The sequence below is a fragment of the Dysgonomonas termitidis genome (assembly GCF_054657735.1).
Genome location: NZ_BAAHYD010000002.1, coordinates 4,082,547 through 4,099,098, shown reverse-complemented (window position 1 = coordinate 4,099,098; position 16,552 = coordinate 4,082,547). Strand labels below are relative to the sequence as shown.

The following is a 16,552-nucleotide window of genomic DNA, read 5'->3' as shown; positions in this document are numbered from 1 at the left end:
GCTCTGTCTATTTTGTATGGATAAGCCCGAGGCTGCTGGCACCTGGATCTATGGACGCAATTCCCCGAACTATTACCCTGTATGAACTGATCGCTCCTTTTGTGATGAACCCGGAAGTTATCCGCCTGAACGGAGGCTACCCTTTCAAAAACACGGAAGACCACCTTTGGTATATTTCCGTCAAAGGGAAGAATATGGTTACCGGATTCATTTCCATTGTCAACGACCGTTTGTGCAACGACTTTACCTGGCAGGATAAGGACTTGTTACGGATATTGATCGAACGGGCCTTGATGGATGTAGAGAAAGGGACGCCCGTTACTTTCGTTGCCGACAATTCCGACCGGCCTATCCTTGAAGAAATGGGCTTCTCTGTAGATAAGGAATGGACGAAGTATTTTAAAATGGCAAAGATCATATGAGCGGCTGTGAAAAGAATGTTTATGAGGTCACCCTGGAGCGTACCGGATATATATTCTCGGAATTTGAGAATATATACCTGGCTTTCTCGGGAGGCAAAGACAGCGGGGTGATGTTCCATATTGTCCTCGACTATATGCGCCGGCACGGGATAAAGCGTAAAATCGGTGTGCTGTATATGGATGTGGAGGCTTCCTATAAAAGAACCGCCCGTTTTATAGAGCGGATGTACCTCGATAACCTTGACCTTATCGAACCCTATTGGGTGTGCCTTCCGATGACGACTACCAATGCGGTTTCCATGTACGAGCCATTCTGGATCTTCTGGGACCCTGCCAAAAAAGATAAATGGGTACGCCCGATGCCGGAACATGGCTTCATTATCAATAAGGATAATCATCCCTTTGATTTTTACAGGGAGAATATGACTTTCGAAGAGTTCACTCCTCTGTTCGGCGATTGGTATGCCCGGCAGCACGGGGATAAAAAGACCGCCTGCCTGATAGGTATCCGGGCCGACGAAAGCCTGAACCGTTATCATGCCGTCTCCCGGAAGGATAAGCTTTCCTATAAGGATAAAAGCTACTCAACCCGGATATCGGACAATACCTATAACTTTTACCCTATCTGTGACTGGCGCACGGAGGATATCTGGACATACAACGGCAGGTACCGCAAGCCCTATAACAGTATCTACGATTTGTTTTATATGGCGGGAGTACCTTTGTCCGGGATGCGGATATGCGAGCCTTACGGGGATGAGCAAAAGGCGGGGCTAAACCTTTTCAACGTATTGGAGCCCGAAACATGGGTAAGAGTAGTAGACCGTGTCAGCGGAGCCAACTTCGGGAATATCTATTGCGGGACCAAAGCAACGGGAGCCGGGAGGATAAGCCTTCCTCAGGGACATACATGGAAAAGCTACTGTAAGTTCCTGCTGAGAACACTTCCCGGAGAAACCCGCAGGATATATACGGCCAAATTCATAAAGTTTACCCGTTACTGGAACAGTACCGGTTCTCCTGTTAGCGAGGAAGACATCTTCGAACTGGACCCGGATATGATCGTCAATACCCGGCAGTATAGCAAACGGGGAAAGGGCGACAAATATGTCGTGCGTTTCAAAACCATACCGGATGCATTGCTCGGCCTGGATAACAAAACGGATTTCCTCTCCTGGAAACGTATGTGCATGGCTATCCTTAAAAATGATATTACGTGCAGGACCCTGTCTTTCTCGATGACAAAGAAGCAGATATTAAGGCAACAGGAATTGATCCGGAAATACGAAGAAATGCTATGAAAAATCAAAACGAAGAAAATCATGTTTTTCAACAAATGACTGCATCTGTATGCCGGTATATAAAAGACATGAAAGATACGGATGAAAAAATAGACACCCTTAATTATGTCCGCTCGATGTTACATGAGGTGAGCCCGATGAAACACCATCCGGTAGACTTCGTCGCATGGGAAAGGTCGGAAAACATAGAAGGCAACGACTATAACCCGAACAGTGTTGCCCCGCCGGAAATGGCCCTGCTGGTTACCTCCATCGAGGAAGACGGCTATACCATGCCTGTTGTCGGCAGTCCGGAAAAGGATATCATCCGGATCGTGGACGGGTTTCACCGCAGGAAGGCTGAGCGCAAATCACGTAAGATATCCCAAAGTACACAGGGCAGGCTTCCTGTGACTTATATACGTGAGTCCAGGCGGGAATTAAGTGAAAGGATGGCTTCAACCGTACGCCATAACCGGGCCAGGGGCACCCATGACATAAGCCTGATGTCGGAAATCGTAAGGGAACTGATCTCCATAGGAAAATCCGGCACATGGATATCGAAACATATCGGGATGGACATGGATGAAATACTGCGCTTAAAGCAACTCACCGGGCTGGCCGCTTTATTTGCAGACCGGGAGTTTTCAATAAGGGATCTGGAAAAAAGATGAAAAAAGGATGAAAAAAGAGATGAAAAAAGAGATGAAAAAAGAAAAGTATGAAAAGAAAGATTAGATTTTTATCCCCGTATGTAACGGGATTGTTTTTAACCGGATTGCTGGTGCTGACCGGTTGTTCGCAGGATGAGTCCCAGGACTCCCCCGGGGGTTCCGGCCGTGCTATCTCCTTCCGTGCCCAGGGCGGTACCGGAGGCCTTAAGGCGACCACAACGGGCGGTGACTACATCCATAGTTTTGTGGTCAATGCCATCCGTGACGACGGAACCCCGGGTGTTGACAAGCAACTGTTGACGGGTACCACCGTTTACCGTAACGAGGGCGTTACCGGCTGGACCTATGCGCCGGAGGTGTTCTATCCGACGGTTACAGGCAATAATTATGTAGAATTTTTTGCTTACTCGCCCTCCGGCAGCCGGCATGTCAACCCGGGCCTGGGTGCCGCCGGGGATGATCCGACCAGCCAGGTCATCGGTTATAGCGTACCTGTACCTGCTTCCACAGGAGCCACTGCGCAGGAGGACCTGCTGGTAGCCTACGGCAAGGTTTTGAAGGCAGGCTACGAAAGCCCTGTGAAGCTGCAGTTCCGCCACGCCTTGTCGCGTATACTGGTTGCGGCCAAGAGCGAGGTGTCCGCTGCTGTGACGATCACCGGCCTGGAGTTGAAGAATGTGTATTCCACAGGAGAGCTGAACCTGAAAGGTAATGGCCCGTCGAATACAGGCGCGAGCGACGGTATACCTGTCAGTGAAACCACAGGGACGGAGCTGACCGACTGGTCTTACAACGCTCCGGCTTCAATTACTGCTACCACTGATTATGTCACCTTGTGGGAGAATCCCGGCGACCTGATTGATTACCCTTATGTCCTGCCCGCATCGGGCGTATCTGTCGCCGCCACCAGCCAGCTTGTCACCAGTGCCGAGCAGGGTATGTTTGTGCTGCCGCAGACTACGGAGGGAGACCTGTCCGATACTGACCCTACCGGTGAATTTGCCCTGCTGGTCAACTATACATTGAACGGCGCGCCGCAAACGCCTGTCACCGTCCAGTTTGCGGACTTAAACGGGATCGGAACCCTGGGCGTCACCTTTGAGATAGGCCGCCAGTATGTGCTGAACCTGGAGTTCAAATCTGACGGCAATGTGAAGATAGGCGCGGCCGTTAGCTTCGGGGATATAGATGCCGACCTGTACGGAACGAATATCAATGTTCCTATAAAGACTGTGTGGGCAAGGTCTAATGTCTACTTCAAGCCGGACACTCCGGGAGGCGTTGTGGGCGCGCTGACCTTTGAGGAATCGGGAACGGACAAGCAGAAATACCAGGGATTATATTTCAAATGGGGCTCTCTGATTGGCATAGCTGGTGGTGCAGTTGGAGCTTTCGACAATGACACTTACCTGTATATACCAGACCTTACAACCGGTAAGTATTACAAAGTGAAATCGGGAGAAATCACTAACACCTATAGCGCTGGCACCGGAGAAATGAATGCGGCTGTGACGGCCTATGCTACAATGTATACTGACGGCTCCTACACCTCGATCCCGTTTACCACGTCTACCCAAATTGATAACTCAGCCAGCGGAGAAGGCGACCGTCGCCTGACGCTCCAATCGAATACACTCAAAGCCAGTTATTTGGGGGACGTTTGCAAATTCATTTCAGATCATCCAGCGACAGCCGGCTTGCTCTTGGCCCGCGACTGGGTCTTACCATACATAAACCCGGTTGGATCCATCTCCACATGGACCCTGTATAATGACCCAGGCGCGAGCTTTACGGATGCTAATGGTACGGATGACATCCAATACTGGAACAACACCGCCACCACGGACTTAACCCGCAATTTTTGGCCTAACGCATACTATCGCGATGGCTCCTCCGGTGAACTGATAAAACAGGCAAGTAGCTACTACTCTGGAGGAGTCTGGGCAGCCCCAGCGGGGACCTCCCCTGACCAGGCAACAAACATCACACAGGACACAGACTCACGGCGGGTTACTTGGGGCGCCGGCGGTTGGGACCGACCATTCGGCCTGAGCGTCAGGTGCGTGTCTTATTGATGGATTAAAGACGGAGCTCTTCCGCTCGAATTGATACCTTTGCCGTCCCCATATAAAGGGGGCCGGTTTGGCGGGGAGTGCCCTGCCACCCTTAGGGTAGCGGCGGCACACCCTTGGTAGCAGGAAAGTAATAGTTCGGGTAACCGCGTCTTGCAAAGCCGTACGCGAGTTCTTACCTTTGAGGAAAAAACCTATGGAAACGAACGATTATGTGCGAGGAGTGGCGTTGAGCGAAGCCGAAGGCTTTGCCTTGATAGAAAGTTTTTATACAAGTAGACGGGGAGCCGAAGCGTGGTATAGAGGCTTGGGCATGTCCAAGCACACATTCTATAAGTGGAAGCACCGCTACGACGCCATTCACGCAGAGGGAGCACCGTCGGAGCCGGCAGCAGAACCGGAGCCCTGCCGCCTGGTCCCTGTCAGGATAGTAGATACGCCCTCCGGCGAAGTTGTCCGGGGTATAGAGGTGCGCTACCCGAACGGGGTGGTACTGGCCCTTCCGGCTGAGCCGGGCATCGGAATGGGCCAGCTGGCCGAACTGCTAAAACTCAAAGTCTGATGTTCAGCCTGGGAGAAACGGATAAGTATTACTTATATTCGAGTGCCTGCGACATGCGCAAAGGCTTTGACACGCTGTCGGGAATCGTCGCCTCTGTTATGCGGCATGACCCGGCCAGCGGCGAAGTTTTTATCTTTCTTAGTCGCAGCCGGCGAACGCTGAAATTGCTACATTGGGAAAGCGGGGGTTACGTTATCTATCACAAGAGGCTGGAGAAAGGACAGTTCAGCCGCCCTCATTATGATGAAAAGACAGGTTGTTACCGCTTAAAGTGGGTTGAACTGGTGATGATGACCGACGGTATCAGCCTGGAAAAAGTAGTGTACAAAAAAAGATACGAAAAACCCGTCGAAACCTTATAAATAAAAGGATTAACGCTTGTATATCCGGTAAAAAATGTGTATCTTTCATACATGGAAAAGATACGGGAACTGGAAGAATTATTAGCCGAATCCAAGCTTGTTATACAGGAGTTGGAGTCGAGGAACATTTCCCTGGAATCCAAACTAAGCAAACTTACCGACGAACTCCTTTATCTTCGCCGGGCCATGTTCGGACGTTCGTCTGAACGCTATGTAAAGGAAGATCCCAACCAGCTGAGCCTGGCCTTCGAGGGTGTTGACAGCCTGCCGGAAGAAGAAAAGGCGCTGGTTGAAGAGTTGCGTCAAACCATTACTTACGAACGTGAGGCCAGAAAGGAAAATTCCTCTAAACCGGTACGCCAGGAACTGCCAGCCGGATTGGAACGTAAAGAAGAAATCATAGAACCCGATCCGATACCCGCAGGAAGTACCTGCATCGGTCAGGAAGTGACAGAGATACTGGAATATACACCGGGAACATTGTATGTGCGCAGGATTATCCGCAAGAAATATGCCTTGGCCGGCCATCAGGGCGTGGTTATAGCGGAACTTCCGTCCCTGCCGCTGCCAAAGAGTAACGCAGGAGCGTCGCTGCTGGCACACCTGCAGGTAAGCAAATACCAGGATCACCTTCCCTATTACCGTCAGATCGACATCTTCAGCCGGCAAGGCATAAAACTGGCCGCTTCTACCGTTAACGGCTGGAATGCCGGTTCAGCCTGCCTGCTGGAACTCTTATACCTCGAACTCAGGAAACAGGTGCTGGCATCGGATTACATCCAGATGGATGAAACCTTCATACCGGTAGTGGACAGGGACAAGCCCGGTGCAACCCGTAAAGGCTACCACTGGATCGTCAAGGCGCCGGAAGAGCGGAAGCTTTTCTTCCATTACGACCACGGCTCGAGAGGGCAGAAAGTGGTGATAGAACTGCTGAAAAACTTTAAGGGAGCCGTCCAAAGCGACGCATACGCCGCCTACGGGATATATGAGAACAAGAAGGATGTCTTGTTGCTGGGCTGCTGGGACCATGCCCGCAGACGATTTGAGCAAGCCCTCAAAAATGACCCCGCCCGGTCATCCTTTGCCATGGATCAAATACAGTTGCTTTACCGGTTGGAGAGGCAGTTCAGGGAAACCTGTCATGTTCCCGATCAAATTGCTGTGGAGCGTAAGGCCAAAGCCTATCCCATCCTCAAGGCTTTCGAGCGCTGGCTGCTGGATGAGTATCCGAAGGTATTGCCGCAGTCCCTCATTGGAAAGGCAATCGCTTATACCTACAATATTTATCCCCGCCTGGTGCGCTATGTCATCGACGGAAGATATCAGATATCCAATATCGGTGCCGAGAATGGCCTTAGAGGCCTGGCCGTAGGCAGGAAAAACTATATGTTCTGCGGCAGCCATCAGGCTGCTTACCATGCCGCTATCATTTACTCCCTGCTGGGTACATGCAGGCTGCATGGCGTGAATCCCGAAGCCTGGCTTACGGATGTCCTGAACCGGTTACCTGATACCAAAACGGAAGACCTGCATCTGTTGCTGCCCGGAGCCTGGCTGCCGACGGGCCAACATTAATATAAATCCCTCAAGGGCGGCGATGTTCGCCGTCTGCCACACGAATAAAGTAGAGCCGGACGGTCATGTGACCGGACGGCTCTGTCTATTTTGTATGGATAAGCCCGAGGCTGCTGGCACCTGGATCTATGGACGCAATTCCCCGAACTATTACGTAATACTTATCCGTTTCTCCCAGGCTGAACATCAGACTTTAAGTTTTAGCAGTTCGGCCAGCTGGCCTATTCCGATGCCCGGCTCAGCCGGAAGGGCCAGTACCACCCCGTTCGGGTAGCGCACCTCTATACCCCGGACAACTTCGCCGGAGGGCGTATCTACTATCCTGACAGGTACCAGGCGGCAGGGCTCCGGTTCTGCTGCCGGCTCCGACGGTGCTCCCTCTGCGTGAATGGCGTCGTAGCGGTGCTTCCACTTATAGAATGTGTGCTTGGACATGCCCAAGCCTCTATACCACGCTTCGGCTCCCCGTCTACTTGTATAAAAACTTTCTATCAAGGCAAAGCCTTCGGCTTCGCTCAACGCCACTCCTCGCACATAATCGTTCGTTTCCATAGGTTTTTTCCTCAAAGGTAAGAACTCGCGTACGGCTTTGCAAGACGCGGTTACCCGAACTATTACGGCACAAACTAACCTGCAAATATAATATCAATAATTGCAAATTATTAGTTTGATAACAATTCCATCAAGCTATACCTTTACATTACAGGAATACACAAGAAAACGCCCCCGATACTCCTGTGAAATCCGGTAGAAAATAAAACAACCGGAAACAACTAATTAAGCAATAATCGAAACACCCCGGAATTGGTTTTGCTTATTTACAAAACACCGAAAATCTCATGTAATAATTTACATGAAAGGCACATCTATTATTCTAATTCTAAAAACTAAGAATCAACAGGGTATTACAGCTGAATTACAATAAATAATAAGAATTTATGAGCAAATTGAACGGAAAGGTCGCAATCGTAACCGGAGGTGGCGGCGTCTTAGGTGGAAATATATCTAAAAGCTTGGTGGAAGATGGTGTTAAAGTCATAGTGCTTGACATCCGCCAGGAAAATATAGACAAACGTGTAGATGAATTGAAGAGTTTGGGCGATATCTCGGGATACACCTGCAACGTATTGGATATTGAAAGTCTTAATGGGGTAAAAGACAAGATAATGAAAAAATGGGGTAAAATAGATATTCTGGTCAATGCCGCCGGCGGAAATTTACCGGGAGCTACGCTGGATGAAGAACAGAGTATCTTTGATATGAAGATTTCCGATCTCAACCGGGTTATAGACCTTAATATGTATGGTTCGGTCTATCCTTGTCTGGTGTTTGGCAAGGCTATGGCCGAACAGGAATACGGAAGTATCATCAATATTTCATCGATGGCCACCTACTCGGCCATCACCCGTGTACCTGGATACTCTATGGCTAAAACAGCGATAAATATTTTCACCCAATGGATGGCTATGGAAATGTCGCTGAAATATAGTGATAAAATAAGGGTAAATGCCATTGCTCCCGGGTTCTTCATCGGAGACCAAAACCGGGGAGTATTAATAAATCCCGACGGATCGTACACTGGGCGTAGCCTGCGGGTATTGGCCCATACGCCGATGAAACGATTTGGTGATATTACGGAGCTGAACGGCATTGTAAAATTCCTATGTTCTGACGAAGCCAGCTTTATTACAGGTGCGGTGATTCCTGTCGACGGAGGCTTCAGTTCTTTTAGTGGTGTATAGTTTTCCAAGTGGTAAATAACTTATAGAATATAATAAATCAACACTTTTAATCTAAAATCTTATGTTAGACACACGGCTATTTATAAAAAATATCATATCTAACCTGAAGGTTAAATGTATATTAGTACTTAGTATGCTGCTCTTTGCGGGAGCAAGTTTTATGTATTCCCAACAATCGGCAGGATTAGCAACGGGAAGTGTAAGTGATAACAGTGGTACTCCTATCGCTGGAGCTATCGTTACTATAAAGGGGACAACCAAAGGTACGATGACTGATATTGACGGAAACTTCAAAATACAAATGAGCGAATCCGAGACGATTCTTACATTCAGATTTTTGGGATATCAGAACGAAGAAGTTACGGTAACCGATAAATCTAAACCGTTAAGCGTAGTATTGTTCGAAACATCCGAACAGCTCGAAGAGGTTGTAGTAGTAGGATATGGTACTGTAAAGAAGAAAGACCTCACAGGCTCTGTTTCGCATATAGGCAAGGAAGTGATGGAGACAAAAGTAGCGACCAACTTCGTAGACTATCTCAAAGGTAGTATTGCCGGTCTCAGGGTCACAGTAGACAATACCGCTGCAGGAGGAGGTTCCATGCAGATCAGGGGACCGGCATCTCTCAAGGCATCTACTTCCCCTCTTGTTGTCTTGGATGGGAATATTTTCTATGGAAACATATCCGATATCAATCCTAATGATATAGAAAGTATAGATGTATTGAAGGATGCCAGTTCCGCTGCTATTTTCGGATCAAAAGCTTCGGCAGGGGCTATAATGATTACCACCAAAAGAGGAGCCAGTGAAAAACCGATAATAAATATAAGTACAAAGTTTGGTACTACCACTTCGCGCTCAATGCCGGATATGCCGACTCCGGAACAATATCTGAATCGCCGAGCCGACTATTTCAAAACGAACGACTATTTCGCTCCCGATAAAGATAAGAAGCCACTGGGCTACTATGACAGTCCCTATAATTTACCATCAGGTGTAACCATGGAGGAATGGGCTGCTTACGAAGGCGGATTTTCAGGTGACTATACCGAAACATGGCTTACCCGCCTAAGTTTCATCCCTGACGAAATTGCTAACTATAAGGCAGGCCGCACTACCGACTGGAGAGATGTTGTATACCGCACCGGATTCCGTCAGGACTATAATGCTTCCATATCGGGCAGTACAACCAGGAGTAATTATTATGTTTCGGTAGGCAGGACTGATAACGAAGGCTTTAAGGAAGGCGAAGAATTTCAGGCTACCAGGGCACGTGTCAATCTCGATACGGAAATTCAGAAATGGCTCAAGTTAGGTGTAAATGCACAGTTTTCCGACAGGGCAAATAAAGGCATAGTCGCCGACACCGGTCAAGCCGATACAATGAGTCCTTACCTGATGGCATATAATGATGACGGTACTCTGAATAATTTCCCTTACAATGACGGGCGGTCATCCAATCCTTTACTGGCAACTTATAATAATGATAAACTCCATAGGTCCCATACGCTGAATGCGACTGTGTATGGATTGCTTACATTACCATATGGTATCACATTCAGAACCAATTTTACAAACCGTTATGGCTGGAGAAAAAGCTATGATTACACTTCCGAGATTATACCTTCCACACCAAAAGGAGGAAAAACAACAAGGGAAGAATACTCCGACTATGAATGGCTGATTGATAATATATTGAAATGGAATTATACTTTTAATAAAATACATAATATCGACCTTACTTTTGTGGCAGGTTCGGAGAAGTATGAGTTCTGGACAACAACAGCGTCAAACCAGGAATTCAAACCGAATGGAAATCTGGGTTACCATAATCTTGATGGAGGTGTACTGCCAAATACGGGGGCAAATGACCAGGTACAGACAGGAACAACTCTACTGGGGAGGGTCAACTACGGGCTGATGGACAAATATCTCTTTACGGCATCGGTACGTCGCGACGGATTCTCGGCATTCGGGGTGAGGAATCCACATGGTACATATCCTGCTTTTGCCGCAGCCTGGAGGTTATCGGAAGAGAGTTTTATCAAGAACAGGGTGTTGGACAATCTGAAACTCCGCTTCTCGTGGGGTGAAAACGGGAACAGGGATATCGGACGTTATGCGGCTCTTTCGAAATTGAATCTCACCGACCAGATCATTGGAGGACAGACCGTATCGGGTCTCTGGACAGACAACATGGCAAATAAGACCCTGAAGTGGGAGAGAACGCAGGCTTTCAACTTAGGTCTCGATTTCGGATTGTTCAATGGCCGCCTTAGTGGGACTGTAGATCTTTATTCCAACAAAACGACAGACCTCGTTTTGGACAGGGCATTACCTGACATAACAGGATATAAAACCGTAATATCCAATCTTGGACAGGTAAACAATAAAGGGATAGAACTAACCTTAAATAGCGTAAACCTGAACATGCCTAAAAAAGTATATTGGACGACAACGTTCATCTACAGTGCCAACGATAATGAAATAAAACACTTGTATGGTGATATGATAGATGTGCTTGACAATAACGGGAATGTAACAGGCCGGCGTGAAAGTGACGACCTGACAAATGGCTGGTATATAGGGCATGGCATATACACGCTGAGGGATTACAAGATGATCGGCATGTGGCAGCTCGGCGAGGAAGAAGAGGCGAGGAAATACGGAAAACAGCCCGGCGACCCGAGGATTCTGGATGTAAATGAAGATGGTATACTGGATGAGAGAGACAAGCTATTCATGGGCTCGCGGATACCACGTTACAATATGTCGCTGCGAAACGATTTCACTTTCCTCAATTGTATCAACCTCTCATTTGTGCTAAGGGGCGAATTCAACTACTGGGGTGAAGACAGCATGCCCCGTAACTTTGACGGGCGCTATTATGACCGGTTCAATTCTATATGGACCGAATACTGGACACCGGACAATCCTTCGAACGAATATGCGCGCCTTGGATCGAACAGTTCCAACCCTAGTGTGAGGATATGGAAAAAAAGAGACTATGTCCGTTTGCAAAATGCGTCTTTAGGATATATTTTCCCGAAAAAACTTCTTAAGAAATTCTCGATCGAAAATCTGAAAGTAAGCGTCAATGTAGATAATGCTTTCGTTGTAACAGACTGGAAGTATTATGATCCCGAAAATATAGGAACTTCTCCGCGCATATTTACTCTTGGTATAGACATCACATTATAAAAAGAACAATTATTAAACAAGTAAGCAAAATGAATACTTTAAATATAGTAAAGAGTTCTATCATAGCGATCGGTCTTATCACTATGGTATCATGTGTAGACCTCGAACCGCATCCATTGTCTTTCTATGCTCCCGAAAATACATATAATACAAAAGAAGGATTGGAAGCCGGCCTCAACACATGCCGTAAACAGATAAAATGGGAATGGTTCGGTGATGCTTTCAGCAACTTGAATCCACTGGTATTTGAATATGCATATTCGGATATGTCTGTAATGGGTTCGCCCGAAACAAAAGAAATACACAATCTGGAAATACAGTTGACTCCCGAAAGCGATATTTCGGCATATATGCGCTACTGGGAGTACTGCTGGAACGGTATCAAATACGCCAATACCATTGTCAGCAGGGTAGAGACGGTAGAAGGTATATCCGAGCAGGATAAGAATGCCCTTCTGTCCGAAGCGTATTTTCACAGGGCATACTGGTACTATCTGCTGACACATCAGTGGGGCGATGTTCCGCTGATTATTGAAGAGGTTGCCGAACCCAAGATAGACTTTAACTCCGTATCGCGGGCGAAAATACTCCACCAGATGAAAGCGGATATGGAATTTGCCGTAAAATGGCTGCCAAAAGATGTTACACGGGGAGCCGTTAACAGGGCGGCCGGCGAACACTTGCTCACGAAGCTATACCTGTCGGTAGGTGAATTCCAGAATGCAGTCGATGCTGCTACGCGTTGTATAAACGATAATGGTTTATCACTGATGAAAACACGGTTCGGCAAAAATGCAAGCAATGCAAGCCTCGATGTATTCAACGACCTTTTCGGCGAAGTGAATATCAGTGATGCTGCAAACAAAGAGGCAATCTTTGTATTGCAGGAACGATACGGCCTGCTTGGGAATGTACAGGGTAACGGTTCGCAACGCATGCGCAATTATGTACCATACTGGAGTAACGGCGCAGCGGTAAAAACACCGGACGGCAAGCAGGGGACAACCTTCGATACGGGGCCATATGACGGATATGAACAAGTGGCTGAACTAGGACGTGGAATTTCAAAAATACGTCCCAGCAATTATCACCAGTACGAAATATGGAAAAACTATGGAAATGATATGCGCCGCAACAATAATAACTGGTACGATATCAATACGTTGAAGTACAACAGGCCTCCGTCCAAGAGCGGTAGCGCCACATGGTTCGGAAAACCGGTACAGAGAGCATTTGTTACCGACACCATGCGATGCTATTACTCTTTCCCAAGAGTCAAAGTGCTGATATATAAAGATGACATCAACAAAGGTAAGACCCCTTCGGGCGGATTCACCGACCAGTATGTATTCCGCCTGGCCGAAACCTATCTGATGAGAGCCGAAGCCTATTATTGGCTGAACAATATACCATTGGCAACAAAAGATGTGAACGAGATCCGGTCGAGAGCCAAAGCACCTACTTTGACGTCAGTCACTCTGGATGATATATTGGATGAGCGTGCGCGTGAATTATTTATTGAGGAACACCGGAAAACTGAGCTTACACGTATAGCTTTCATCATGGCGCAGTTGGGTAAGGACGGGTATAACCTGAAAGATTTCAGTACAAAAAACTGGTATTATGACAGAATAATGGAAAAGAATAATTTTTACAGGGAACAATATTTTTATTCAACCAATGCATTTGTCATGAAGCCCTATCATGTCCTCTGGCCTGTTCCGCACAAAGCTATTACAGCCAACACTATGGGGCGTATCAACCAGAATATCGGATATCCGGGTGCAGAAAATAATATTCCTGTAGAATAACAATTAATGAGCTAAGTATTAGGCGAGGCTATTTGAAAGGCCGTTATCAGGTCCCTGGTCATCCTGAAGGCAGTAAAATATTCCGAATATTCGGAGAAAATTATTGTACTTCAGGGTGATAAGGTGAAATGGAATAAGATTCCTTTTACTATTTTCATTCGTTATCATAACAACCGGTTCGGATATGGCATGCTGAATGCACTGGGCGAAGCATTAGGCAAAGAAAACCTGCATAATATGCATCAGAAATAAAATTCATACAGACAATAAATATTAGTTAGGAAAATGGCATTAGAAAAGACATGGCGCTGGTTTGGAGCAAACGATTCGGTAACGCTATCCGACCTGAAACAGATAGGAATAGAAGGCATAGTGACCTCACTTCATCACATTCCAAATGGTGAAATCTGGACAAAAGAGGAAATTATGAAAGTCAAAAATGAGATCGAATCGTACGGTATGCGTTGGAGCGTGGTAGAAAGCCTTCCTGTTTTGGAGGGAATAAAGACATGCTCGGCCGGCAGGGGCAGGTTGATAGATAATTATAAAGAATCTCTTCGCAATCTGGGCGAATGTGGTATCGACACTGTTTGCTACAACTTTATGCCGGTATTGGACTGGGCACGTACCGATCTCCATTACAAAGATAAAAACGGTGCCGAATCTATGCTGTTCGACTATTGTGTTTTTGCCGCCTTCGATATATATGTGCTCAGGCGCCCGATGGCTGCCAAAGACTATCCGGAGGACGTAAGAGAAAAGGCGGGGGCACTGGCTGCAAATATGAGCGATGAAGAAAAAGAAACGCTGGCTCATAATATAATTGTTGTTACACAAGGATTTATCAACGGTACAGTAAGTGATGTTGAAGATTACAAGCAATTGTTTCTAAGTTATCTGGAGCAATATAAATATATAAGCCCTGAGCAGCTACGGAAAAACCTGTCTGCATTCTTATCTGATATTATGCCAATTGCCGAGGAATACGGGGTCAACATGTGTATTCATCCTGACGATCCGCCGTTTCCATTGTTGGGTTTGCCCCGCATAGCCAGTACACTGGAAGATTTCAAATGGATAACAGGACAATATGATTCCGTAATGAATGGTATCACATTCTGTACAGGCTCACTGTCTGCGAGAGAAGACAACGACATGCTGAAATTCATAAAAGAGTTAGGCTCCAGAATACATTTTGTACATCTGAGAAATACCCGGAGACTTGGAAACAAAAGTTTTTACGAATCCGGACATCTCGAAGGTTCTATAGATATGTACGAAGTTGTAAAAGCACTGCTTGAGGAACAAAAAAGAAGAATACAAGAAGGACGCAAAGATATACGGATGCCATTCCGCCCCGACCATGGGTTAAGGATACTGGATGACTTTAGCCGCAAGGCAAATCCGGGATATCCGCTTGTGGGAAGGATGAAAGGTCTGGCCGAAATATGTGGTTTAGAAATGGGGATTGAGAAAAGTAAGCAGGTTCCTTAGATTCCTTGTTAATAACATCATTGTCGCTGCAAACTGATGATGCTTATTAAGTAGATCCCTCTTCCTGTGTTTGAATCAGGAAGAGGGATTTGATATTATTTGTGTTCCGGTTACTCTTCAATAATTACCGGACGCATATCTCTCTTAAACTCTTCTATATACTCAGATGGTGTAAAGCCCGTAATTTTTTTGAAGTGCCTGTTAAAATTCGAAATATTATTATATCCGCATTCATAGCATATCTGCGAAATAGACATATCACCGCCCAATAGCAGATTACAGGCATATTTTATACGCAGTTCATTTATATACAGCATCATCGACTTTCCCGTTTTCTCTTTGAAGTAGCGACAGAATGCGCTCTTATTCATACCGGATACATCGGAGATTTCCGATAAGATTATAGGTTTGTGATAATCCCTGTTCAACTTGCTTAATACTTTTGTTATACGGGACTCTGCCACCAGAATAGGATCGGGATCTATACTATCGCTGCTAAGTTCACGTTTATATGTCGTTCTGCTCATAAGGGACAGTATCTTTACACATTCGAGTAGTCTCTCCAGTCCTGACATATTCAGCAATCTTTTAATCCGTTTACGGATCATATCATTTTCTCTCTTTTCGAAATAAATGCCTTTCTTAGCCATATCCAGCATCCCCTTTATTTTCTGGAATTCAGGGTAATACCGGATAGCATGATCGAAGAAATCCTTTGAGAATTGTATGGTAATTGCATGAACCCGCAATTCGGGATTCCCATCATAATATTTTTCATCGTTCCGGTACATATGTGGCAGGTGACTACCGTAAAGAACCAGATCGCCGTCTGAGAAAGATTCTATATTGTTCCCTACAAAGCGGGTTCCTGTGCTTTTAATGACATATACTATTTCGTATTCGCTATGGAAGTGCCAGGGATACTTGAAATAGTCATAATCACACCATTTTATTTTAACTGGTGAACCGGAAACGAACCCGAGTTGTTCGTGCATTATTTTAACTGTACTTTTCATGATCATTAAAGTATTTAAGATTCTTAGCTTAAAAATCAGGAATTCTTTATCCCTTTGTGGGAAGTTCTATATTAGCTTCGTTTGTCAGAGAAAAATTAAGATAAATATTTTGCTAGTAGCAAGTGTCCTCTGTAGATTTATAAAATATCAGTAATATGTAGGTTTGTTATTGTAAATATAAGAATACTTTGAGTGTTTGCAAAAAAATTAAATATTTTTTGGTAACTCGCATTATATCTGTTAATTTAAGGTCGGAATTCCCATCTTTTAAACTTATTTACGATTAGTCTATATTGTCATTCTGCACTATTGTTAATGCAATTATCGTACAAGCATT

At 46.1% G+C, this 16,552-nt stretch carries 14 protein-coding genes; 12 read left to right on the top strand and 2 right to left on the bottom strand.

The features are described 5' to 3' along the window. The first annotated feature begins 50 nt into the window (after window positions 1-50). The 7 genes from ACYQ3L_RS20985 (at window position 51) to tnpC (ending at window position 6,950) form a co-directional block, all read left to right on the top strand. Window positions 51-422 (top strand): phospholipase D-like domain-containing protein, encoded by a 372-nt coding sequence (locus ACYQ3L_RS20985; RefSeq protein ID WP_459952458.1) that lies wholly within the window; start codon window positions 51-53, stop codon window positions 420-422. Beyond that, the gene (locus tag ACYQ3L_RS20980) at window positions 419-1,723 is read left to right on the top strand and encodes a DUF3440 domain-containing protein (protein ID WP_459952457.1); all 1,305 of its coding nucleotides are present in this window, start codon (window positions 419-421) and stop codon (window positions 1,721-1,723) included. The genes ACYQ3L_RS20985 and ACYQ3L_RS20980 overlap by 4 nt, the downstream gene beginning before the upstream one ends. 137 nt (window positions 1,724-1,860) lie before the next feature. Next, window positions 1,861-2,376, top strand: coding sequence for a ParB N-terminal domain-containing protein (locus tag ACYQ3L_RS20975; protein WP_459952475.1), 516 nt, complete (start codon window positions 1,861-1,863; stop codon window positions 2,374-2,376). A 47-nt stretch (window positions 2,377-2,423) separates the two neighbouring features. Next, window positions 2,424-4,451 carry a fimbrillin family protein gene (locus tag ACYQ3L_RS20970; RefSeq protein ID WP_379994407.1) on the top strand — a complete coding sequence of 676 codons (2,028 nt, stop codon included), beginning with the start codon at window positions 2,424-2,426 and terminating at the stop codon, window positions 4,449-4,451. Between the two features lie 193 nt (window positions 4,452-4,644). Beyond that, the gene (gene tnpA, locus ACYQ3L_RS20965) at window positions 4,645-5,010 is read left to right on the top strand and encodes an IS66 family insertion sequence element accessory protein TnpA (RefSeq protein ID WP_459952230.1); all 366 of its coding nucleotides are present in this window, start codon (window positions 4,645-4,647) and stop codon (window positions 5,008-5,010) included. Continuing rightward, window positions 5,010-5,372, top strand: a complete 363-nt coding sequence (gene tnpB, locus ACYQ3L_RS20960; RefSeq protein ID WP_459952231.1) for an IS66 family insertion sequence element accessory protein TnpB — start codon at window positions 5,010-5,012, stop codon at window positions 5,370-5,372. Before tnpA (ACYQ3L_RS20965) ends, tnpB begins: the two co-directional genes overlap by 1 nt. 51 nt (window positions 5,373-5,423) lie before the next feature. Next, window positions 5,424-6,950: an IS66 family transposase gene (tnpC, locus tag ACYQ3L_RS20955; protein WP_459952232.1), complete on the top strand. Its 1,527-nt coding sequence runs from the start codon at window positions 5,424-5,426 to the stop codon at window positions 6,948-6,950. Window positions 6,951-7,136: 186 nt separating this feature from the next. Here tnpC and tnpA (ACYQ3L_RS20950) read toward each other — a convergent pair whose 3' ends face one another. Further along, the gene (gene tnpA / locus ACYQ3L_RS20950; protein ID WP_459952456.1) at window positions 7,137-7,502 is read right to left on the bottom strand and encodes an IS66 family insertion sequence element accessory protein TnpA; all 366 of its coding nucleotides are present in this window, start codon (window positions 7,500-7,502) and stop codon (window positions 7,137-7,139) included. A gap of 386 nt (window positions 7,503-7,888) precedes the next feature. Between tnpA (ACYQ3L_RS20950) and ACYQ3L_RS20945 the strand changes: the two genes are divergently transcribed. The 5 genes from ACYQ3L_RS20945 to uxuA all read left to right on the top strand — a co-directional run bounded on the left by ACYQ3L_RS20945 (window position 7,889) and on the right by uxuA (window position 15,199). Continuing rightward, window positions 7,889-8,692 carry an SDR family oxidoreductase gene (locus tag ACYQ3L_RS20945; protein WP_379999652.1) on the top strand — a complete coding sequence of 268 codons (804 nt, stop codon included), beginning with the start codon at window positions 7,889-7,891 and terminating at the stop codon, window positions 8,690-8,692. Window positions 8,693-8,753: 61 nt separating this feature from the next. After that, window positions 8,754-11,894, top strand: a complete 3,141-nt coding sequence (locus tag ACYQ3L_RS20940) for a SusC/RagA family TonB-linked outer membrane protein (RefSeq protein WP_379999654.1) — start codon at window positions 8,754-8,756, stop codon at window positions 11,892-11,894. A 29-nt stretch (window positions 11,895-11,923) separates the two neighbouring features. Continuing rightward, entirely contained in the window at window positions 11,924-13,705 is a 1,782-nt protein-coding gene (locus ACYQ3L_RS20935; RefSeq protein WP_379999656.1) for a RagB/SusD family nutrient uptake outer membrane protein, read from the top strand. Window positions 13,706-13,828: 123 nt separating this feature from the next. Continuing rightward, window positions 13,829-13,957, top strand: coding sequence for a hypothetical protein (locus tag ACYQ3L_RS20930; RefSeq protein ID WP_379999658.1), 129 nt, complete (start codon window positions 13,829-13,831; stop codon window positions 13,955-13,957). Window positions 13,958-13,990: 33 nt separating this feature from the next. Next, window positions 13,991-15,199, top strand: a complete 1,209-nt coding sequence (gene uxuA, locus ACYQ3L_RS20925; protein ID WP_379999660.1) for a mannonate dehydratase — start codon at window positions 13,991-13,993, stop codon at window positions 15,197-15,199. 110 nt (window positions 15,200-15,309) lie between these two features. Here the strand turns inward: uxuA and ACYQ3L_RS20920 are convergent, their stop codons facing one another. Continuing rightward, window positions 15,310-16,215 carry an AraC family transcriptional regulator gene (locus ACYQ3L_RS20920; protein WP_379999662.1) on the bottom strand — a complete coding sequence of 302 codons (906 nt, stop codon included), beginning with the start codon at window positions 16,213-16,215 and terminating at the stop codon, window positions 15,310-15,312. Window positions 16,216-16,552 lie beyond the last annotated feature (337 nt).